The sequence below is a fragment of the Sphingomonas phyllosphaerae genome (genome assembly GCF_036946485.1).
Lineage (GTDB): Bacteria > Pseudomonadota > Alphaproteobacteria > Sphingomonadales > Sphingomonadaceae > Sphingomonas > Sphingomonas phyllosphaerae_E.
The window spans coordinates 46,471-68,330 of sequence record NZ_JAQIJA010000007.1 but is presented as its reverse complement, the minus strand read 5'-3'; the positions used below and the strand labels follow the sequence as shown (position 1 = coordinate 68,330).

General features: G+C 67.8%; 16 protein-coding genes. 8 read left to right on the top strand and 8 right to left on the bottom strand.

What is annotated here, in order from left to right; translation table 11 throughout:
• Nucleotides 1–23 precede the first annotated feature (23 nt).
• Entirely contained in the window at nt 24–1,571 is a 1,548-nt protein-coding gene (locus tag PGN16_RS19650; RefSeq protein ID WP_335311047.1) for an alpha/beta hydrolase family protein, read from the top strand.
• Nucleotides 1,572–1,706: 135 nt separating this feature from the next.
• On the opposite strand, the gene PGN16_RS19645 is transcribed toward PGN16_RS19650, so the two are convergent.
• The 7 genes from PGN16_RS19645 to PGN16_RS19620 all read right to left on the bottom strand — a co-directional run bounded on the left by PGN16_RS19645 (nt 1,707) and on the right by PGN16_RS19620 (nt 10,300).
• Nucleotides 1,707–2,473 (bottom strand): IS5 family transposase gene (locus PGN16_RS19645; protein ID WP_335311046.1). Its coding sequence is split into 2 segments (ribosomal slippage): nt 1,707–2,149 and nt 2,149–2,473, totalling 768 coding nucleotides; the frame shifts between segments, so codons are not numbered across the junction.
• A gap of 737 nt (nt 2,474–3,210) precedes the next feature.
• Nucleotides 3,211–3,480: a diguanylate cyclase domain-containing protein gene (locus PGN16_RS19640; RefSeq protein WP_335311045.1), complete on the bottom strand. Its 270-nt coding sequence runs from the start codon at nt 3,478–3,480 to the stop codon at nt 3,211–3,213.
• 209 nt (nt 3,481–3,689) lie between these two features.
• Nucleotides 3,690–3,881, bottom strand: coding sequence for a helix-turn-helix domain-containing protein (locus PGN16_RS20300; protein WP_443019692.1), 192 nt, complete (start codon nt 3,879–3,881; stop codon nt 3,690–3,692).
• Between the two features lie 127 nt (nt 3,882–4,008).
• Nucleotides 4,009–4,377 (bottom strand): hypothetical protein, encoded by a 369-nt coding sequence (locus PGN16_RS19635; protein ID WP_335311044.1) that lies wholly within the window; start codon nt 4,375–4,377, stop codon nt 4,009–4,011.
• 39 nt (nt 4,378–4,416) lie between these two features.
• Entirely contained in the window at nt 4,417–5,892 is a 1,476-nt protein-coding gene (locus tag PGN16_RS19630; RefSeq protein WP_335311043.1) for a glucoamylase family protein, read from the bottom strand.
• Nucleotides 5,893–6,149: 257 nt separating this feature from the next.
• The gene (locus PGN16_RS19625) at nt 6,150–9,233 is read right to left on the bottom strand and encodes a TonB-dependent receptor (protein ID WP_335311042.1); all 3,084 of its coding nucleotides are present in this window, start codon (nt 9,231–9,233) and stop codon (nt 6,150–6,152) included.
• Nucleotides 9,230–10,300 (bottom strand): LacI family DNA-binding transcriptional regulator, encoded by a 1,071-nt coding sequence (locus tag PGN16_RS19620; protein ID WP_335311041.1) that lies wholly within the window; start codon nt 10,298–10,300, stop codon nt 9,230–9,232. Before PGN16_RS19620 ends, PGN16_RS19625 begins: the two co-directional genes overlap by 4 nt.
• A 289-nt stretch (nt 10,301–10,589) precedes the next feature.
• Between PGN16_RS19620 and PGN16_RS19615 the strand changes: the two genes are divergently transcribed.
• A complete protein-coding gene (locus tag PGN16_RS19615) occupies nt 10,590–12,848 on the top strand; it encodes a glycoside hydrolase family 3 N-terminal domain-containing protein (RefSeq protein ID WP_335311040.1) in 2,259 nt (752 codons plus the stop codon).
• Nucleotides 12,849–12,982: 134 nt separating this feature from the next.
• On the opposite strand, the gene PGN16_RS19610 is transcribed toward PGN16_RS19615, so the two are convergent.
• A complete protein-coding gene (locus tag PGN16_RS19610) occupies nt 12,983–15,079 on the bottom strand; it encodes a TonB-dependent siderophore receptor (RefSeq protein ID WP_335311039.1) in 2,097 nt (698 codons plus the stop codon).
• A gap of 176 nt (nt 15,080–15,255) precedes the next feature.
• Between PGN16_RS19610 and PGN16_RS19605 the strand changes: the two genes are divergently transcribed.
• The 6 genes from PGN16_RS19605 (at nt 15,256) to PGN16_RS19580 (ending at nt 21,839) form a co-directional block, all read left to right on the top strand.
• Nucleotides 15,256–15,618 carry a hypothetical protein gene (locus tag PGN16_RS19605; RefSeq protein ID WP_335311038.1) on the top strand — a complete coding sequence of 121 codons (363 nt, stop codon included), beginning with the start codon at nt 15,256–15,258 and terminating at the stop codon, nt 15,616–15,618.
• Nucleotides 15,619–15,824: 206 nt separating this feature from the next.
• The gene (locus PGN16_RS19600; protein WP_335311037.1) at nt 15,825–16,835 is read left to right on the top strand and encodes a sialidase family protein; all 1,011 of its coding nucleotides are present in this window, start codon (nt 15,825–15,827) and stop codon (nt 16,833–16,835) included.
• Nucleotides 16,836–16,838: 3 nt separating this feature from the next.
• Complete coding sequence (locus PGN16_RS19595) at nt 16,839–17,018, top strand: hypothetical protein (RefSeq protein ID WP_028964939.1); 180 nt, start codon at nt 16,839–16,841, stop codon at nt 17,016–17,018.
• A gap of 329 nt (nt 17,019–17,347) precedes the next feature.
• Nucleotides 17,348–20,584 carry a TonB-dependent receptor domain-containing protein gene (locus PGN16_RS19590; RefSeq protein WP_335311036.1) on the top strand — a complete coding sequence of 1,079 codons (3,237 nt, stop codon included), beginning with the start codon at nt 17,348–17,350 and terminating at the stop codon, nt 20,582–20,584.
• A 70-nt stretch (nt 20,585–20,654) separates the two neighbouring features.
• Nucleotides 20,655–21,638, top strand: coding sequence for a 2OG-Fe(II) oxygenase (locus tag PGN16_RS19585; RefSeq protein WP_335311035.1), 984 nt, complete (start codon nt 20,655–20,657; stop codon nt 21,636–21,638).
• 57 nt (nt 21,639–21,695) lie between these two features.
• Complete coding sequence (locus PGN16_RS19580; RefSeq protein ID WP_335311034.1) at nt 21,696–21,839, top strand: hypothetical protein; 144 nt, start codon at nt 21,696–21,698, stop codon at nt 21,837–21,839.
• The last annotated feature ends 21 nt before the right edge of the window (nt 21,840–21,860 follow it).

The window sequence follows — 21,860 nt, the reverse complement described above, 5'->3', positions numbered from 1 at the left end:
CTACATAACAGAGGAGGGGACGGATGCAGCGCATGGTCGCAATTGCCGGGAGCTGGTTCTTTGAGGTCGTGCGGCCGACCGCGCGCTCCGTGCCCCTTAGCATCGCGTTGTTGGCCACGGGTCCGGCTGCAGCGCAGACGAGCGCGGCCCTGGGCGTAAATGAATGGGCGGTCTATGGCGCGCCCTATAGCCATGCCCGCAATTCCGCCCTGCCGGGATCCGCGATGCTTCTCGTGGAGCCGGGGACTCCGTCACCCACGCCCTGGTCGCGCGGCGCCGTCCTTCCGATACCAGACGCGATTGCCGCGGGCGAGCGGATCACCGTCGTGTTCTGGGCGCGCGCCGCGCGTCCGACGCACCTGACAATCGCAGTACAGGGGCCCGCGCCGAACTATGCCCGTTTGACCGCAGCCGACGTCAACCTGACCGAGCGCTGGCAGCGCATCGTCCTTCGTGGCACCTCGCCGCACGGTCTAGCAGCGAAGTCGCAATCGCTTTCGGTGCCGCTCGGCCAAGTGGCCGAGCGGATCGAACTGGGGCCCGTCGCCGTGCTTCGCGGCACCGCGGACGATGCGGCGATCGCCCGCGTTTTCGCCACGTTTCGGCCGTCCGAGATCACGACCGACGTCCGCATCGCGAGCGCCCCGGGCGTTACCCTGGCGGGTACGTTGCATTACCCGACCGCGACTGCGGAGACGCGCGCGCCGCTGGTCGTGGTGATCCAGGGCCATGGCCCGAACGGGCGGGGCGGCTTCACGGAGATCATCAAGCGGTTGACCGCCCATGGCATTGCCGTGCTCGAATATGACAAGCGCGGCGTGGGCCAGTCTACCGGCACCTATGAGGAGGACGCCGAGAAGCTTGCGGCCGACGCTGCCGCCGCTGTCGCGGCCATGCGCCGCCGCCCGGACATTGACGGCCGCCGCATCGCCCTGGTCGGACACAGCCAGGGTGGCGTAATCGCGCCGGCGGTCGCTGTCGCCGATCCGGGCATCGCCGCGATTGTTATGCTGGCAGGATCGGTCGGGGACGGCTTGGCCTATCTCCGGCGTGCCATCTACAATCAGATGATCGTCGCGGGGCGCCCGCCCGAAAAGGCCGCGACGGCCGCCGATGCGGCGACGATGCTGCTGCAGGCGCGGGTCGACGGCAAGGACGCGGAGACGATTGCGCGACTCCGGGCGACGGTAATTGACCGGTTCGAGGCCGCGGGTTTTCCGCGTCCCCAAGCGGAAGGTGCCTTGGCGATAATCGACACCGAGGAGGCCGGAAAGGCTAGCAAGCTGCGCTCCGCGTCGGACCTGCGATCGCTCGCCATCCCCGTCCTGGCCGTGTTCGGTTCCAAGGATCCGCTGGTCGTGGCGTCCGACGAGGCGGCGGAAACCCGCAAGGCACTGGCGAACAATCCGCGGGGACAGGTGGTAGTGCTGGAGGGTCTCAGTCACTGGTTCCAGGAGGGTGCCGTGACCGGTGGCGAGGAGGAAGTGGCAAGGCTGGGGCCGAACGCCGGCTCCCCGCGTCTGGTGTCGCTCGTCGGCGACTGGCTGCAGAAAATCCTGGCGGCGAAGTGATGGCGCCAGGCCGACATCCGCGCAGGCCGCGCCAAGCAATCATAGCGGATGTGGGCGGCGCTCTCTTGACGCACCCTGAACCCCCGCGATCACAAGGCGCGGCTGACCGCTTGACCCATCGTCGCATCCTTCGACCTAGGCCGCAGACTCATAAGCTCGCAGCCACAGGCGCATCGAGGCGAGCTGAATCATAGCAAGGAAGTTGGCGGCGAGCTTGTCGTAGCGGGTGGCGACGCGTCGGAAGTGCTTTAGCTTTGAGAAGAACCGCTCGATCAGGTTGCGCTCGCGGTAGAGTCGTTTGCTGAAACACGGCTTCCACCTGCGGTTGCTTTTCGGCGGGATGTTGGGCGTGGCGCCCTGGTCTTGGATCAGCTCGCGAATGCGGTCAGCGTCATAGGCCTTATCGGCCAGCACGATGGTCTGTGGGCCGAGATGGTCGAGCAGCGTGTCGGCGATCTGCCCGTCATGTGCCTGGCCTGCGGTCAGGCCGAGGCGGATCGGGAGACCCTGCGCGTCAACGACGACGTGGATCTTGGTCGTAAGCCCGCCGCGTGATCGACCGAGACAATGATCTGCACCCCCTTTTTTGCCGTCGCAGCCTGCTGGTGCGCCCGGATGGAAGTGCTGTCGATCATCTGAATTTGGCCGTCGTGCGCCGCGCTGATGGCGTCCATCAGCCGGTCCCACACGCCCGCCTTTCGCCATCGCACGAAGCGGTTGTAACAGGTGGTGCGAGGGCCATAACGCTCGGGCAGGTCGCGCCAAGGCGCGCCAGACCGAAGCACCCAGAAGATGCCGTTCAACGTCCTGCGATCGTCGACACGCGGCACGCCTCGCGGCTTGTTGGGCAGCAGCGGCTCAATCACGCGCCACTCGAAATCGGTCAGGTCGTATCGGCTCATGCCCATGCTGAATCAGATGCGGGCAAAGCGTGGAAGAGCTTTCCTTGCGGCAGCGACTCATATCGACGATGCTTCAAAGGTGAGCTTTCGAGGGATGCCGAGATGAAGGAAGGACGCGGCGATCTGAGCCGCCGCGAGTACAGCTTCTCGTGGCAATCTGAGTTCGCGAGAGCGGCGAGGCTCTCCGGTGAAGCAGCAGTCGCACTCGCTCGACGGTCAATTACAATGTGGCGTGCCATGCGCCGTCGCGCAGCTTGGGGGCAAGACCCCTCGGAGCTTGACTACCGACAGGTTGGACACCACCCCGAGCGCTTCCTGCTTCGACGTAATAAGCGCAAGCTCGATGCAGCGATACGAATAGGTTTGTCCAACGAAGCTATGGAGCGTCGCGGCCTCTTTGACCCGCTAAGGCATCATCAAGCATACCGCCCCTTCAGAAAGGCTGAAACACCCGCTCAGAGGCGATGGCGCGCACGGCCTCGTCTCAAGCGTCGCTGATTGATGACTGGAGCCCTCATCATTTATGGGTTCACGACCTAGTCGATAGGGAACAGGCAAAGCTGAATCCCCGGTCCTGGCGACACCCGACGTTCAACCGGTAGCTCGAGAGCGGCAGCAACGTCTCAAGGGCAGCCACTCCATCCATGGGGTGGCGGAAAACATAGTTGTCGTCACGAATGCTTGACAAACAGGTGTTTTTCGACCCCTCCGAGCCTTAACGTATATCTGTGCCCGTTTTATGTGACGCCCCCGACTTGCGCGGCGCGAGTTGCTCTGCGGCCGGCTGGCAGAAGCGCGGCAAACTCATCGCCGCTCAAGCGGATAAAATGAGCATCGTTAGGAATGGTCGCCGTAGCTTGGGACGCGAGCGATCGCAGCATCTCGTCTCCGGCGGCGTGGCCGTGTAGATCGTTCAGCTGCTTGAAGTTGGCGACGTCGAATAGGATCACCCATCGAGGGGTGCGGCGGCCTTCTTGCCGAGGTAAGCAAGCCTTGCGCGGTTCCATGCCCTGGTGAGTCGATCACGAAGCGCTTGCTCACGAAGATCGAGCCCATACACGAACCGATAGATCGACTCATGGCTCACCCACAGCGGGCCGACGGTCCGGTGTCGAAAGTAGCCGGCGATCTGCTCCGGTGACCAGGCGGCTTCCAATCGGTCGACGACGTACCTGGCGAGCTCGGGATAGCGGCCGATCTTAGTGCCTCTCAGCCGTCAACCGGCTGCCATGGCTTGCGCCGCTAGCGGAAAATATCCTCGGAACATCGGCTCTTCGTCGAACCGGTGGTTGCGCTTCAGCTCGCGGTAGATCGTCGACGGGTGGTTTCGAAGCTCCGCTGGGGCCTGACGCGGACTTCTGCCGGTGCTGGTGAGCTGATATAGTTTGCGGCGTTCGTCGAGATCCAGATGCGTGTAGCGTCCGATGCTTAATCCTCAGCCGGGTGGAACCCGCAATTAAGCTAGGTTTTCGCACTTCGATTTAGAATGCACCCTCTTAAAGTGCACGGTCTTGATAATACCTCTTATGTAAAGATTATTGTCCCGTCACCCATGCCTCGGCTTCCTCGACCGACGTGAAGTACGACGCCTGCCGCTCCGAGGCGGCGCGCCGGATCTGCAAGCGCGCCAGCGAGCGCGCGACGACGAACGCCAGCCGGCGCGACGCCTGCCGCGGGTCGCCCAGCACCTGCTGGAAGGCGGTGACCGTCTCCTGCGACTGGATCTGCATGGCGCGCATGTCGACCAAGGTCGCATGCGCATTGGGGCCGCAGCGCAGCTGGCGATGCGCGGCGTCGCGCGCGGCGACGAACCGCCCGACGTCGTCGGGGGTGAAGAAGCCGGCCAACGTGATGCGCACCAGATCGCGCGAAGGGTCGACGTCGAAGGACATGCGGGGCGTCATCCGCGATCCTCTAGCGGTTAACCATCCGAAATCATTCACTTATGTCGGTGAAAGCCAGCCACCTGCAAAGCCCGCGCGCTCCAGCCCGGCGCGGATATACGGGTTCTTCTGCATCGTCTTCCAGATGAGGCCGCTACGCCAGTTCTCGATCATGCACGCGATCGGCCCCTGATCGATGCCGAGGAAATCGTCCGCGACCCAGCCGATATAGGGCACCACCTTGCCGTGCTGCAGCTTGACGTCGGTCAGCGTCAGCGTCGGGTTGAAGCTGTCGCGAAAGCCATAGCGGTCGTAGATCGCGGTGCCATATTGCGAATACATCGCGCGCGCCGCGGGCAGCACGATCTCGGGCGCGAACGCCACCGAGCCGAGCGCGGCGGTCGGCGCGATCGTGCCGTCGTCGCGGTCGCCGGGGCCGCGCGCCGAATAGGAAAAGAACTCGCGGTTGCGCCCGTCGATCTCGCGGACGAAATCGCCCGGCCCGTCGCACGCGGTGAGCCCCCAGACATTCTCGCCATAGCCGCGCCAGCCGGCCGGGTTGCGCATCGCATAGCGGCGCTGCGCATAGGTCGCGCGGCGGCTGTTCTCGAAATAGTCGAACCCGCGCCGCTTGGAATAGGTGTCCATCAGGCCGCGGAAGTCGATCCACACCTGGCTGTATTGATGCCCGAACAGCGGCGGGAAGGCGGTGAAGGGATCGCTGTAATTCTCGTCCCACGACGGGTCGAATTTGGCGGTCCATTGATCCCAGGTCGTCGGCGGCAGCGCGTGGGTCGGCGAGCCGAGCGCGAGCACATAGAGGATCAGGCTCTCGTTGTAGATGTTCCAGTCGGAGCCGATGAACCCGCTTTCGGGATGCCAGCCCATCGAGACGAACGGCTTGCGCGGGGTGATCCAGTCCCATTCGACCGCGCGGTAGAGCTGGTCGGCGAGCGCGCGGATCTCGCGCTCGGCGGGATCGCTCTCGTCGTCGAACCACGTCTGCGCGAACAGCACGCCGCCGAGCAGCAGCGCGGTGTCGATCGTCGACAGCTCGGTCTTGGCGAAGCGATGCCCCTTGGTGACGCCGAGGAAGTGGTAGAAGAAGCCCTTGTAGCCGCTGACCCCGTCCCTGCCCGGCCCCTGCGGGGCATTGGCGAAGAAGCGCAGCGTCGCGAGCGTGCGCTGCGCGGCGGCCGCGCGCGTGATCCAGCCGCGCGTCGCCGCGATCGGATAGGTGGTGAGCGCGAAGCCGACCGCGGCGATCGACGCGAAGCTCGGCGTCGGCCAGCGATCGGGGGCGAGCCCGGTCGCCTGATCGGTGGTGTTCCAGAAATAGCTGACGGTGCGGCGCTGGATGTCGTCCATCAGCGGGTCGCTGGCGCTGGCCGGGGTGGTGCCGATCTCGGGCAGCACGCCGGGGAAGGCCAGCCGCGGCGCTTGCTTGGGCGCGAGCGGCCCGGCGGTGCACCCTGCCAGCCACCCCGCCCCGCCGAGCGCGGTCGCGCGCAGGATGTCGCGTCGGTCGAACGTCATGCGGTCCTTTCGCCTCTATACCGTCACCCCGGCGCAGGCCGGGGTCCAGCGCCAAGCAGAGCCAGCGCCCGCGGCTCTGGACCCCGGCCTGCGCCGGGGTGACGGGAAGAAGGGAGATTCCGCCGCCTCTCCGTGCGCCACCCCGGCGGACGCCGGTGTCCAGTTGCGGGCGGCGCGCGAGATGCGGAAACCTTTCCCAACTGGGCCCCGGCGTCCGCCGGGGCGGTGGCCAAAGGGGGCGACGCGACGCTCCCTCATCAGAAGTTGAACCCCGCCGACAGCTTGATCGTGCGCGGCGGGTTGCCGCCGATGCTGTAGCTCGACACCTCGCGGTACACGCTCGGCGAGTCCGCAGTGCGCGTGTTGTCGGCGGGATTGTTGTTGTAATCGACGTAGTTGCGGTCGTTCATCGCGTTGATGATGTCGACGCGGAAGCGAATCCGCGTCTCGTCGCTGATGAACTTGAGCGGCACGTACTTCGTGAACGCCAGGTCGAGCTGGCGGCGTCCCCAGCGATCGCCGAGCCCGAACACCTCGGAGCCGACGATCGTCCGCTGGTACGGCGAGGCACTGTCGAGCAGCGCGCGCTGGAAGGTCGGGCTCTCGATCTGGAACTTCGCCGACAGCGTCACGCCCAGCGGCGTGTCCGCGCTGCCCGCCACCACGAAGCGATGCCGCGGCACCACGCCCGAACGCAGGAACGGATAATCGCTGACCTTCGGGAAATCGAGCAGGAAGTACGACGACTGGTCGCTGTTCGGCCGGTTATCGACCGCGGCGGTGAAGGTGTAGGTCGCGTCGATGCTCCACGGCGACGCCGCCGAATACGCCTTGGTCAGCTTGGCATAGGCCGAGTCCGCCTTGGTCTCGAGCCCGTTGTCGCCCAGGATGATCGCGCCGTAACCGGCCGGCGCGAAGCTGGTGTCGGGGCCCTGCGGCGCGCCGGTCGACGGCGACGGCGCGAAGAACGACCCGTCGGGGCGACGCGTGCCGAGCAGATAGACGAACCCGTCCTTGCTGACGATCCGGGTATAGCCGACCTCCAGTTCGACCGGATTGAACCGTCCGCGCAGGCCCAGGCTGAACTGGTCCGAATACGGCACCTTCAGGTCGTTGTTGATGAAGCGGAATTCACGCCCGCCCGGTGCGCTGCCGGTGCCGAGCAACTGCTGGCGCCCCGCCTCGGTCAGGTAGACGTCGTTCCACGGGATACAGGTGGCGCTGGACGTGCACGGATTGACCGTGTCGGCGCCCTGGAACAGGAACTGCCGCCGCTGGAAGCGGCCGTTGGCCAGCTCCTGCTGCAGGAAGTCGAACTGGTTGCGGTCGTACGAGCGACCATAGCCGCCGAACACCGTGAACCGGCCCTGTTCGTCGAGGCGATAGGTGAAGCCGACGCGCGGCTGCCACGCGCCCTTGAACGCCTTCCGGTTGCTGCCGTTCGAGATATAGTCGTTGATGTCGTAATCGGCGTTGACGAGGTTCGTGTAATTGGGCGGCGTCACCGCCGCGATGTCGGTCGCCGAGGTCACATAGTTCAGGAACGCCGGGGTCCGCTCGTAATCCCAGCGCAGCCCGAGGTTCAGCGTCAGCCGGTCGGTCACGTCCCAATCGTCCTGCGCATACAGGCCGAGCTGGAAGTTGTTCGAGCGGATGCGCGGATCGAGCCCGCCCTGCGCGCCGAATTCGAGGCTGTACGGGATCTCGTCGTTGAACCCGTCGGCGACCGGCAGCGTCGTGTCGTAGCGATAGAGCGGGTTGATGAGGTTCTGCTCGAGCGAGTTGAGCCGCACCCACTTCGCCTTCGCCCCGACCTTGATCGTGTGGTTCTCGAACCCGGTCCAGGTGAAGTCGTTCTGGACGGTCCAGCCCTTCTGCCCCTTGTCCTGGAAGCCGAGCCCGGCGCCGGTGCGGAACAGGTCGAAGCTGGAGACATTGCCGTTGATCCGCGTCGTCGTGCGGAATTGCTGGCCGATGCCGTTCTCGGCCGGCTGCGGCGACCACGCCACATCCTCATAGGAGACGCGGAAGTCGTTGATCCACTTCTCTTCGCTATGCTGCCAGCGCAGCATCCCGCGCTTTTCCTCGACCTTGGTCAGCGTCGCGGTCGAATAAGCGGCGATGCCGTTGCCGATCTGCCGCCCGCTTTCGTTCCGATATTTGCCGGTCAGCTCGATCAGGTCCTTGTCGGTCGGCTCGACGTCGAGCTTGCCGAAATAGAGGTCCTGCCGGAAATCGGAATTATAGGAGCCGAAGATGTCGCGGTACTGCGCGGGCAGGCTCGACACCGCGGTGCCGTTGCCGGGCAGGATGTCGATCGGCACCTGCCGGCGCTTGCCTTCGTAGCTGACGAAGAAATGCGCCACGTCCTTGACGATCGGGCCGCCCAGCGCGACGCCGAACTGCTTGTCCTCCGAGGCGACCTTGGCGATCTTGTTCGGGAAGATCTCGGTCGGGCGGCGCTCGCGCAGGTTCTGGTTGGTGAAGTCGAAGAAGCCCTCGCCGTGGAATTCGTTGGTGCCCGACTTGGTGCCCGCGATCACCGCGACCGAGCCGACCTGATCCAGCTCCGCCTTATAGTTCGACGACAGCACCTGATATTCGCCGATCGCGAGCTGCGGGAACGGGTTGCCGGGCGAGCTGTCCTGCCCGGTCAGCCCGCCGCGCAGCACGTAATCCTTCTGGCTGACGCCGTCGATGAACACGTTGACCGAATTGGTGCCCTGCGCGCCGCCCTGGATGCGCGAGCTGCCGTCGGCGCTCTCGATGAAGCGCACGCCCGGGGCCAGATCGGCGAAGGCGAGGAAGTTGCGGCTGTTCTGCGGCAATTGCTCGATCAGCCGCGGGGTGATGTTGATCCCGACCTGCCCGCCGGACAGCGAGCGGATGCGGCTGCCGGTGACGATGATGTCGCCCTCCTGCGCCTCGGCAGGGGGCGGCGCGGTCTCGCCCGCCGTGTTGTCGGCGGGGGCCGGCTGCGCCGGGGCGGGCGCGGTGGTCAGGTCGAGGTCGAGCCCGGCATTCTGCCCGACGCGCAGCGTGAACTGGTCCGAATTGCGCGTGCCCTTCTGGAGCCGGATCTCGAGCCGGTACGCGCCCGCGCGTAACGACGGGAAATTGTAGCTGCCGTCGGCACCGGGCACGACGGTGCGGCGGAAGCCCGATCCGACCTCCACCAGCGTGACGTCCTGCACCGGATTGTCGGGCGCGGTGCGGATCACGCCGCGCAGCGCCGCCTGCCCGGCCTGCGCCGCGGCGGGCGCGCTCCACATTGCCGCGCTGCCCAGCCCGGCCAGCACCGTCGCGCCGGCGAGCGCCAGCCGAAAAGCGTTCCTCTTCATAACCCTGTTCCCTGCCTGCTTATCATTGTCGTTTCGCGCACCACCAGATGCGGGACGATCGCCTCGTCCGCTCCGTCGGTTGCGCCTTCCCAAAACCCGTTTCGCGCCGCTGCGATCCGCGCCGCGAGCTGCGCGACCGCGCGTGCGCCCATCGCGGCAATGTCGATCGCGACGCTGGTCAGCGCCGGGGTCACCAGCCGCGCGAGCGGAATGTCGTCGAACCCGGCGACCGCCACCTGTTCCGGCACCGCGACGCCTTGGCGCTTGAGCGCCATCAGCGCGCCGATCGCCATCATGTCGTTGGCGGCGAAGATCGCATCGGCCTCGATCGTGCCGGCCGCGACGCATTCGCCGACCACCGCGCCGCTGCCCTCGCGGAAGTCGCCCTCGACGACGCACAAGGTCACGCCCGCCGCCGCGGCGGCTGCCTCGGCCCCGGCGCGGCGTTCCTGCGCGTCGAGATTGCCCGCCGGGCCGGAGAGATGGACGATCCGCTTCGCCCCGCCCGCCGCGAGATGCGCGACCGCCGCGGCCGCCCCGGCGCGATTGTCGATGCGGAGGCTCGCGCTGCCGTCCTGCGGCGCGCAGGCGAGGAACACCGCCGCCAGCCCGCGCGGCATATGCTGTGCGACCACCGCCGGATCGAGCTGCGGCGCCATTACCACCAGCCCGTCGACCTGCCCGCGCAGCACCGCCAGCGTGTCGAGCCCGCGCCCGTCGTGGAGCACCGTCAGCAACAGCCCCAGCCCGCGCGTGCTCGCCTCGCGGTCCATGCCGCGCAGCAATTCGGAGAAGAATTCGCCATGAAGATCGGGGAGCACCACGCCGATCGCGCCGGTGCGCGCCATGCTGAGGCTACGCGCCCCGGCGTGCGGCACGTAACCGAGCTGTGCGGCGGCTTCCTCGACGCGCGTCCGCATCGCCGCGCGGACATGGTCGCGCCCGTTGAACACCCGCGACACCGACGCGACCGACACCCCCGCGACGCGCGCGACATCGTGGATCGTCGCATGCGCGCCACGCGCCGCCGGGGCGACGGGAACAGGGTCGGGTCGGGCAGGCGACATGGCCGGCGAAGCATCCTCTCGGTAACGCGGTCTTGTAACCGCTTACAGAAACCGCTTACATGACGTCAGGATGATAATCAATCGCTCGTCATTGCGAGCGGACGTTGAGTGACGCGACGGCCCCCCGCCCGTCGCCCCGGCCTTGAGCCGGGGCCCCGCTTCTTCTTCTCGTGGGGAAAGAAAGCGGGGCCCCGGATCAAGTCCGGGGCGACGGCGTAGGTAGCGCGGCGGGACGGCGTAGATGGCGCGCAAGACGACGGCGCGCGGACGCAGCGGGAAAGGGAGCAGGATGAACGGACAGGATCGGCGAATCACACGGCGCGCATGGCTGGCCGGCGCGGGCGCAGCGCTGGCATGGTCGGCGAGCCCGGCGCGTGCCTTGCTGGCCACCGTTGCCGCGCGCCCCCTCCCCGCCGCGGTCGAGGCGCTGATCGCGCGGATGACGCTCACTGAAAAGGCCGGGCAGCTCAACCTGCTCGCCGCCGCCTGGGCGGGCGGCGCGGCGATCTCGCTCAACCCGGCCGGCGCGGCGTCCAGCTTCGACGCGCAATTGAAGATGGTCCGCCGCGGCGAGCTGACCGGCGTGTTCAACGGCAATGGCGCGGAGATGGCGCGGCGGATGCAGACCGAGGCGGTGCGCCGCTCGCGGCTCAAGATCCCGTTGCTGTTCGCCGCCGACGTCATCCATGGCCTGCGCACCGTCTTCCCGGTGCCGCTCGCCGAGGCGGCCAGCTTCGACCCCGATCTCGTCCGCCGAACCGCGCGCGCCGCGGCGGTCGAGGCGTCGGCGTCCGGCATCGACTGGACCTTCGCGCCGATGGTCGACATCGCGCGCGACGCGCGCTGGGGGCGCGGGGTCGAGGGCGCGGGCGAGGACGTGCTGCTCGGCCGGCTGATCGCGGCGGCGCGCGTCGAAGGCTTTCAGGGCAGCGGCATCGCGTCGTCCGACGCGGTCGCGGCCTGCGCCAAGCATTTCGTCGCATACGGCGCGGGCGAGGCCGGGCTCGATTACAACAGTGTCGACATGTCGGAACGTACACTCCGCGACATCTACTTCCCGCCGTTCCAGGCGGCGTTCGCGGCCGGCGCGCCGACGGTGATGGCGTCGTTCAACGATCTGTCCGGCGTGCCCGCGACCGCCAATCCGTGGCTGCTCGACACGATCCTGCGCAAGGAATGGGGATTCGGCGGGCTGGTCGTCTCCGATTACACCGGCGACGAGGAGCTGATCGCGCACGGCCTCGCCGAGGACGGCCGCGACGCCGCGCGGCTCGCCTTCCTCGCCGGGGTCGACATGTCGATGCAGAGCGGCTTGTATCTGAAATACCTTCCGGATCTGGTCGAGAAGGGCGAGGTGCCGCTGGCGCGGCTCGACGAGGCGGTGCGCCGCGTGCTCGCGCTCAAGGTCGCGCTCGGGCTGTTCGACGACCCGTTCCGCCGCATCGATCCGGCGCGCGAAAAGGCGCGGCTGCGCACGCCCGCGACGCTGGCGCTCGCGCGCGAGGCGGGCGCGCGCAGCATCGTCATGCTGCGCAACGAGAACGGACTGCTCCCCCTCCCCCGTTCGGGCCGGAAGATCGCGCTGATCGGTCCGTTCGCGGGAGGCGGCCATGATCTGATCGGCCCGTGGAACGTCTATGGCACCGATCGCGAGGCGGTCGACCTCGAGACCGCGGTGCGCGCGATCGCGCCGGACGCGACCGTCGACGACGGCAGCGACGTGGCGCGCGCGGTCGCCGCGGCGCGCGCGGCCGACGTGGTGGTGCTCGCGATCGGCGAGACGCAGAACATGTCGGGCGAGGCGCAGTCGCGCACCGCGATCGTCGTGCCGCCCGAACAACAGGCGCTCGCCGAGGCGATCGCCGCGACGGGCAAGCCGTACGTCGTGCTGCTGCGCACCGGCCGCGCGCTCGCGCTGTCGGGCGCGGTGGCCAAGGCGCCCGCGCTGCTGGTGACGTGGTTCCTCGGCTCGCAGGACGGCCCGGCGATCGCCGACGTGTTGTTCGGCGCGGCGTCGCCCTCGGCGCGGCTGCCTGTGTCCTTGCCGCGCGCCAGCGGGCAGGTGCCTTATTATTATGCGCATCGCAGCACCGGCCGCCCCAACCCGCCCGGCGCGCTCCAGCCCTACAAGACGCACTTCCGCGAGGTGCCGAACAGCGCCTTGTTCCCGTTCGGCCACGGCCTCACCTATGGCGAGATCGCTTATTCGGACCTGCGGCTGAGCGCGAAGACGCTGACCGACGCCGCCCCGCTGACAGTCCGCGCGACGATCGCCAACACCGGCCGCGTCGCGGCGACCGAGGTCGTGCAGCTCTACGTCCATGACGTGGTGGCGAGCGTGACGCAGCCGGTGCGCGTGATGAAGGCGTTCACGCGCGTCCCGCTTGCGCCGGGTGAGCGCCGGACGGTGGAGTTCACGCTCACCCGCGCCGACCTGAGCTTCACCGGCCGCGACCTCAAGCCGACCACCGAACCCGGCGCGTTCCGGCTGTGGGTCGCGCCGTCCGCCGAAGCCGAGGGGCTGACGGGGGTGTTTACGCTGGCGTGAGGGGGGAGCCCCCTTAACCGTCGCCCCGGACTTGATCCGGGGCCCCGCTTCTTCTTGGCGACAAGGGAAGAAGAAGCGGGATTCCGGACCAAGTCCGGGATGACGGCTTGAGGCGGTAATGGCTATCGATCCGCCTAGATCCGCACGCTCGCGTTGAGCAGCACGGTTCGCGGCGGCTGGACGAAGACATAGCCCGAGCCGAGAAAGCCCCAGCTCGCGCGGTCGGCGAGATTGTCGACCTCGGCGCGCAGCGTCACCGGCGTACCGCCGGCATCGACCACATAGCTCACCCGTGCATTGACCAGCGTCACCGCCGGCACGCGGAACGTGTTGACGTCATTGCCCCACAGGCTGGTGCCATGCTGCGCCTCCAGCGTCGCCCTGAGCGCGGGCAGCGCAATGGGCTGCTCGGTCAGCTGGACAGTGTCCTTCAGCCCCGGCACGCCCTCCACCGCCTTGCCCTGCAACAGCGGGTCGGTCTTGCGATAGACGGCGCGCTCGATCGCGACACTGTCCTTGATGCTCAGCCCGAACGGCAAGGCGATGCGGCCCTCGGCCTCGATCCCCTCGTACCGCTGCTCGCCGTCCGAGACATAGACGTTGGCGGCATTGGGATATTGCGCGCCGCGCGCGATCCGGTAGGCGGCGGCCGACAGCGACCAGCGCGCGCGTTCGAGCTTGACGCCGGCCTCGAGCTGCTCCGACCGCACCGGCGGCAGCGTCTCGTGCGCATTGGCATAGGTGTCGGGCACCGTGGTCCCGCTCTCCAGCGCCTGCACATAGCTGACGTACAGCGTCGCGGCCGGCCACGGATGATAGAGCAGCGCCGCGACCGGGGTGACCGGCGTCTTGGTGTAATTCCTGCGCGTACCGGTCTTGCCGAGCTGATCCTCGCTGAAGCGCGTGATCCGTGCGCCGGCGATCAGCGACACCTTGCCCAGCGTCAGCGTGTCGCTGGCGAAGCCGCCGCGCTGCGTCGACTGGTAATTGTGGTAGACGCCGCCGGTGAACGCGGTCGGATAGGCGATCGGCACCACCGGCGCGTAGAGGTTCTCGTTGCCGACCAATGTGCTGACGCGCTGAAGCGGCAGATATTTGTTGAGCCCCTGCCAATTGCCGCCGAACGTCAGCTGATGCTGCACCGCGCCGGTTGCGAACCGTCCCTCGACGTCGAGCTGGACCTGATTGTAGCGCGACCACGAACGCGGGTTGGTCGACAGCAGCGGCCGGTAATCGCCGGCCGGACTGGTCAGCGACATCCACTCCGACTTGTAGCTCCGCCAGTCGAGGCTGTTGCTGTAATCGGCGCGCACCGTCCAGTTCGGCGACGCCGACCAGCGCAGCCCGGTCGCGCCGTAGAAGACGTGGCTGTTGAAGAACAGGTCGGGATAGGCGGACAGATTGGTGCGCCCGCTCACCGGCCGCGGCAGGTGGGTCGCGCCATAGGCGTCCGGGTCGGTGATGTAGAAATCCTGCGTGCCGCCGCGGATGCGCCGGTCCTGATAGATCACGTCGCCGGTCCACAGCAGCGTGTCGGTCAGATGTGCGTCGAGCCCCAGTGACGCCGAATACCGCAGCACGTGCGACCCGCTGTACGTCTCGCCCTGCTCGTGCGTCGCATTGAGGCGATAGCCGACCCCCGCGCCGGTCGGCCCGCCGAGGTCGACATGCTGCGACACGATCGTGTCCGACGAGAAGCCGACGTCCGCGCTGGCGAAGGCGTCGGGCGTCGAACGCTTGGTGCGATAGTCGATCAACCCGCCGGGGGCGTTGAACCCGTACAGAAAGCCCGACGCGCCCTTGAGCAGCTGCACCGTCTCGAACGATTCCAGCGGCAGTTCGACCGTCGTCAAGTAGAAGGGGTCGCCGTTGATCCGATAGGAATTATAGTCGTCGAGCGGGATGCCGCGCACCGTCTGCGAATAGCTGTTGAAGCTATAGGTATCGCCGTTGGCGACGACCGACGCGTCCTGGCTGAAGACGCGCGCGAGCGATTTCACCTGCCGGTCGGCGATCTCCTCCGCGCCGACCGCGGTGACCGAGAACGGCGTGTCGATGATCGCGCGCGACCCGAGCGCGCCGCCCGCCGCCCGTTCGTGCTCGGCATGGCCGTTGACGACGATGTCGGTCGGCGGCTTGTCGGTGGCGCTCCCGCTGTCGGTCGCGACCTGCGCGACGGCGGGCTGGGCGAGAACGGGGCCCGGCAGGGCCAGCCAACGAACAAGGATCATGACGCTCCTCCGATATCCGATCGTTTCGATAGGGTATCGATTCTCGCCGCGCGACGAACGGTAGCTTTAGCCCGCTAAAGGGCGCGCGGGCGGGCCGCTCGCCCCGCGCATGATTAATCCTTCGTCGACAATCGCATGCTAAGTTGCGCGGTCTGACGGAAAGGCCGGCCGCCCGCATGTACACCATCGACTATGACGCGGCGAACCGCACGCTGCACATCGTGACCGAGGGCTTCTGGACCGCGAGCGTCACCGCCGCCTTCATCACCGAATTGCTCGCACGCGGCACCGCGATCCGGCTGCGGCACGGGCCGTTCGTGGTGCTCGCCGACCTGCGCGCCGCCGCGATCCAGCCGACGCAGGTCGTCGACGCGCTCGCCGCGATGATGCCGCGCGCGCTCAAGGTCACCTCGCTGCCGATCGCGGCGGTGGTCGCGAACAATCTCGCGAAGCTGCAGACCGAGCGCTATCTGGTCGGCGCCAATTGCCGCACCTTCCTCGACCCCGCCGAGGCGCAGCGCTGGCTGGCGGCGGCGTAAGCCTCCCGTCATCCCGGACCTGATCCGGGATGACGCTTCTTTCGCCGGCCCGCTAGAAGAAGAAGCGGGGCCCCGGATCACGTCCGGGGCGACGGAGATCGGTTGGTCCGGCCTTCGAAGACGTTTGGGTCCCCTGCCGCACCACGCTAAGCCCGCGCGCGATGCCCCTGCCCTCTCCTTCCCGCCGGCTATTGCTCGCCGCGCCCGTGCTGCTCGCGCTCACCGCCGCCGCGCCCTCCGCGATCCTAACCTCCGAGGTCATCGACCCCGCCCCGCCCTATCCGCAGGCGCATGCCTCGACGATCGTCGCGCTCCCCGATGCGACGATCGCCGCGGCGTGGTTCGGCGGGTCGGGCGAAGGCCGCCCCGATGTCGCGATCTGGTTCGCGCGGCGCGCGGCAAAGGGCTGGGAACGCCCGGTCGCAGTCGCGCGCGACGCGCGCTACCCGACGTGGAACCCGGTGCTGTTCCAGCCGCCCGGCGAGCCGCTGCACCTCTTCTACAAGGTCGGCCCCAATCCGCGCGACTGGTGGGGGATGGTCATCACCTCCAGCGACGGCGGACGGCACTGGAGCGCGCCGGTGCGGCTGCCCGATGGCGTGCTCGGCCCGATCAAGAACAAGCCGGTCGTGCTCGCCGACGGGACGTGGCTGGCGCCTTCGAGCCGCGAGGTCGGCACGCCGGAAAAGAACCGCTGGTTCCTGCGCATGGAACGCTCCGCCGATCGCGGGCGGACGTGGACCGCCGGGCCAGAGATCGCCTCGCCGGTCGGGCTGGAGGCGATCCAGCCGAGCGTGCTGACGCTCGGGGACGGCACGCTCGCGCTGGTCGCGCGGACGCGACAGGGCGTGGTCGCGACCAGCCGCTCGCGCGACGGCGGGCGGACATGGTCGCCGCTCGCCGCGCTCGCCCTGCCCAACCCCAATGCCGGCACCGACGCGGTGACGCTCGCCGACGGGCGGCAGCTGCTCGTCTACAACCATGCCGCGCACGATCCCGCCACCCCCGGCGACGGCCCGCGCTGGCCGCTGAACGTCGCCTTGTCCGACGACGGGGTGCACTGGCGCGCGGTGCTGACGCTGGAAAGCCGGCCGATCAAGGACGGTTACGCCTATCCGGCGGTGATCCAGTCGCGCGACGGGCGCGTCCACATCAGCTATACATGGAACCGCACGCGCATCCGCTACGTCGTGCTCGATCCCCGCCAGTTGAGGTAAGTCATGGCCGAACGCTTCGAACGCCACCGCCAGCCGTGGCGTCCCGACGAGATCCAGAAGCTCCACCAGCTCGCCAAAAAGGGCATGGCGCTGAAGGCGATCGCCAAGGCGCTGACGCGCAGCGAGGAATCGGTGAAGGACCGCGCCAAGGAGGACGGGCTGTCGATCGCGAAGTTGCGATAAGATAACGAAGGCGTAACGAGCGGTGAAATATTTCACCGTGACGCCACGATGTTGCGCCACGCTTTCCGGATGTTGCAAACTGCCTGTTCTGCAACTTTCCTGCTTCTACAAGCCCATAGCGGCAATCCGATGACCCGAGCTAAATGCGGATTGTAATTATCTGGCAGATCCGGCCATCTGGGTCCGGATCGGACCGTTCGCAACCGTGACTTTTATGTGACTGTCGCCTAAGAAACATTTATTACAGTTCGGCAGAAACGCGCTCACGGCTTGTCACTGGGCGAATCAACAGTTTTCATGAACCCCATATGAAAAAGGGGTTAGAATCCATGAAACTGTCGCGTTTCCTTTGCGCCACGGCGATCATCGGCGCCTTTGCCGCCATTCCGGCCGTCGCCAGCGCGCAGACCGAGACCGGCGCGCTCGGCGGCCAGCCCGACACGACGGAAGCGGACGTCGGCGGCGACGTCGTCGTCACCGGTTCGCGCATCCGCCGGCCGAACGAGGATTCGGCGATCCCGATCACCACCGTCACCCCGCAGGAAATCCTGCAGACCGGGCGGATCTCGATCGGTGACGCGCTGAACCAGCTGCCGCAGCTGCGCCCGTCGCTGGGGTCGCAGAACTCGACCTCGGGGCTCGGCACGCGCGGGCTCAACTTCCTCGAGCTGCGCAACCTCGATCGCGCGCGGACGCTGGTGCTGGTCAACGGCCGCCGTCACGTCACCGCCGACATCATCAACAACGGCAATGCCGTCGACATCAACACGATGCCGACCGACCTGATCGAGCGCGTCGACATCCTGACCGGCGGCGTGTCGTCGGTGTACGGGTCGGACGCGATCGCGGGCGTCGTCAACTTCGTACTCAAGCGCGACTATGAAGGCGCGCAGATCCGTGCGCAGGGCGGCATCAGCGACAAGGGCGACGCGGGCAACCAGATCGTCTCGCTGCTCGCCGGCAAGAATTTCGCCGAGGGTCGCGGCAACATCGCGATCAACGCCGAATTCGCGCACCAGCAGGATTATTACGCCGCGGGTCGCCGCAACCTGCGCCAGAACGACGGCTTCGTCGTCGTCGACACCGATCCAGCCAGCGCGCCGTCGGACGGCGTGTTCGATCGCAAATTCTATCGCGACATCCGCAGCACCACGATCGGGCTCGGCGGCCAGCTCGGCTTCCGCTACGCCAACAGCGCGCCGGGCTGCGGCTCGGACGCGGTCGGCTCGGCCTTCACCTGCGCCTATCTGTTCCAGCCGGACGGCAGCCTGGTGCGGCAGACCGGCGAGCGCGTCGGGCTCGGCCCGAACGGCAATTTCGTCGGCGGCAACGGCGCGACCGGGCGTGACGGCAAGCTGCTCGTCCTGTCGCCCGACACGACCCGCTACGTCGTCAACGTCCTCGGCCATTTCGAGGTCACGCCGGCGTTCGAGCCGTTCATCGAGGCCAAGTACGTCCGCACCGAGGCGTTCGGGTCGCAGAGCGGCCCGTTCTTCTCGCAGGGCACGACGCTGGGCGACGCCGCGACGATTTCCGGCTTCACCGATCGCTCCTACTCGAACGCGGGTAGCAGCAACGTCAACCGCGAGGGTATCCGCCTCGACAATCCGTATCTGTCAGCCGCCGCGCGCGGCACGATCGCGCAGCAGCTGATCGCGGCGATCAACTCGGGCGTGAACCCGAACACCGGCGCGGCGTTCAAGACCGCCACCAACACCGCCGCACAGGCCGCCGCCAACCAGGCCGCGGCCATCGCGCAGGTCAATGCCGGCACCTATCGCTTCTCGTCGCGGCGCAACTGGGTCGATTTCGGCACGCGCGACGAGCGGCTGCAGCGTGACACGTTCCGCGCGGTGGTGGGCGTGCGCGGCACGTTCAACGACGACTGGAACTACGAAGTGTCGGCCAATTACGGCCAGCACAAGGAAAACAGCGTCATCACCGGCAACGTGAACACGCAGCGCTTCCTGCTGGCGCAGGACACGACCGTGAACGCCGCCGGGCAGATCGTCTGCCGCTCGCAGGTCAACGGCGCCTATGCCGGCGATGACGTCGGTGGCGATCCGGCGCGGCTCGCGGCGGACGTGGCCGCCTGCGTCCCGCTCAACCCGTTCGGCCAGGGGTCGGCCAGCCAGGCCGCGCGCGATTATGTGGTCTCGCCGACCACCGCGACCGGCAAGGCGACGCAGTTCGTCGTCAACGGCTTCGTCGCGGGCGATCTCAGCCAGCTGTTCGAGCTGCCCGGCGGCCCGGTCGGCTTCTCGGTCGGCGCCGAATACCGCCGCGAGACGCTGAGCTACGATCTCGATCCGCTCACCCAGGCCGGCTACAATTTCTACAACGCGATCCCCAGCTTCAACGCGCCCGCCTTCGAGGTGAAGGAAGCCTATGGCGAGCTGTCGATCCCGCTGTTGAAGGACGTGTTCCTGTTCAAGGAACTGCGGCTGAGCGGCGCGGGCCGTGTCGCCGACTACAAGGGCGGCGCGGGCACCGTCTATGCGTGGGACGGCCGTGTCGAATGGCGTCCGGTGCAGGACCTGCTGCTGCGCGGCGGCTATTCGCGCGCGGTGCGTGCGCCGTATCTCGGCGAGACCTATGCGCCGCTCGGGCAGAATTTCAGCCCGGCCCCGAACGATCCGTGCTCGGCGCGCAACATCGGCACCGGCTCGGCGACGCGCGCGGCCAATTGCGCCGCGGCGGGCATCCCGACCAGCTACGACTTCGCCTATACCTCGTCGATCGAGATCCGCAGCGGCGGCAACCCGGACCTGAAGGCGGAGACGTCGAACTCGCTGACGCTGGGCGGCGTGTTCCAGCCGACCTTCCTGCCGGGCCTGTCGGTGTCGGTCGATTATTACGACATCAAGGTGAAGGACGTCATCACCGGGCCGACCGTCCAGCAGGCGCTCGACGCCTGCTATGACTCGCCGACGCTCGACAACCAGTTCTGCGCGCTGTTCCAGCGTGCCGGGGCCGATGGCGGTCCGGCCGGCGAGGTGCCGTACCAGATCCTGCAGGGCACGTTCCGCGACGTGCCGCAGAATTATGCGCAGCTCCGCACGCGCGGCATCGATACCGAGATCGTCTACAACCGCGATTTCGGGTTCGTGCGTGCCAATTTGCGCGGCGTGTGGAACCACATGATCCAGCTCGACCGCTTCACCGATCCGTCGCGGCCGACGTTCAAGAACGTCCAGACCGACGAGCTGGGCCTGCCGTCCGACCGGTTCAACATCTTCTCGAACCTGACGTTCGGACCGGTCCGCATCGGGCACACGCTGCGCTGGATCGACGGCATGTACCTGAACACCTGGGAAGACTATAACGGCGTCAACGGCCAGCCGCCGCAGAACACCGATTATGCGCCGATCAAGAAGTATCCGGCGGTCACCTACAACGACATCAACTTCAACATCGAGGTCAACGACAAGGTCGACTTCTACGGTGGTGTCAACAACGTCGGTGACGTCAACCCGCCCTATGGCCTGACCGGCATCGGGCTCGGCTCGGGCATCTACGACAACCGTGGACGCTTCTTCTACGCGGGCATCACCGCCCGCTTCTGATCCGGCCGCATCATGGTAAGGGAAAGGGGTCGGACGCTGTCCGGCCCCTTTTCGTTTGGGGAGAGAGCGTGTGACCGACGGGCGGGTCGATCGGGCCGAGCGGCTGGCAGCGACGGGGCAGATCGACGCGGCGGTGACATCGCTCGCCGAGGGCGCGGCGGCCGGCGATGCCGCGGCGGCGATGCTGCTGGCGGTCTGGCATCTGCGCGGAACGCCGGTGGCGCGCGACCTGCCGCGCGCGCGCGCGTGGCTGCGCCGCGCGGTCGCGATCGGGCATGTCGACGCCGCGCTGATGGAGGTCGCGCTGACCGCGAACGGCAGCGGCGGCGTCCCCGACTGGCCGGCGGCGCTGGCGCTGCTCCGCACCGCGGCGTCGGGCGATCCGGTCGCGGCCGCGCAGCTGGCGCTGGTCGCGGCGATGGCGCTCGACGCCGCTGGCCGGCCGTCGACCGTGCTGCACGGCACGCCGCTCGCGACCACCCCGCGGCTCGCGCACTTCCCCGGCTTCCTCACCGCGGCGGAATGCGCGCATGTCGCCGGTGTCGCGGGTGCGATGCTCGAGCCGGCGCGGATCATCGACCCCGCGACCGGCCGGCGGGTCGCGCACCCGATCCGCACCTCGGACGGCGCCGCGATCGGTCCGGTCCACGAAGACCTCGTGGTGCGCGCGATCAATGCGCGGATCGCGGCGGCCAGCGGCACCGCGATCGAGCAGGGCGAGGCGCTGACCGTGCTCCGCTACGCGCCCGGACAGGAATATCGCCCGCATCTCGACACCATCCAGGGTGCCGACAACCAGCGCGTCGCGACGATGCTCGTCTATCTGAACGGCGGGTTCGCGGGCGGCGAGACGCATTTTCCCGTGCCCGGCGTGACGGTCACGCCGCGCGGCGGCGATGCGCTGCTGTTCTTCAACACCCTGCCCGACGGCCGCCCCGACGCGGCGAGCCGCCACGCCGGGCTGCCGGTGCGCAGCGGGGCGAAATGGCTGGCGACGCGCTGGATCCGCGCGCGTGCCATCGATCCGTGGAACCAGCCGGTCGACCCGGCCTGATCGCGGGCAAGCCCGAACGGCGTGACAGCGGCGTTCTTCCGTGCCACAGCAACGCGCATGATCGAGCTTTCCCGCGAACTGGTTGCCTATGCGATCATCGGCGTGCTGGTGATCGTCGCGGTGCCGACCGGCATCGTGATCGCGCGCAAGCGTCGCCGTGCGAAGCTGCGCCGCCGCGGCATCAAGACCTACGGGCATTGAGCCCCCGCCGCGTTCGGCCTG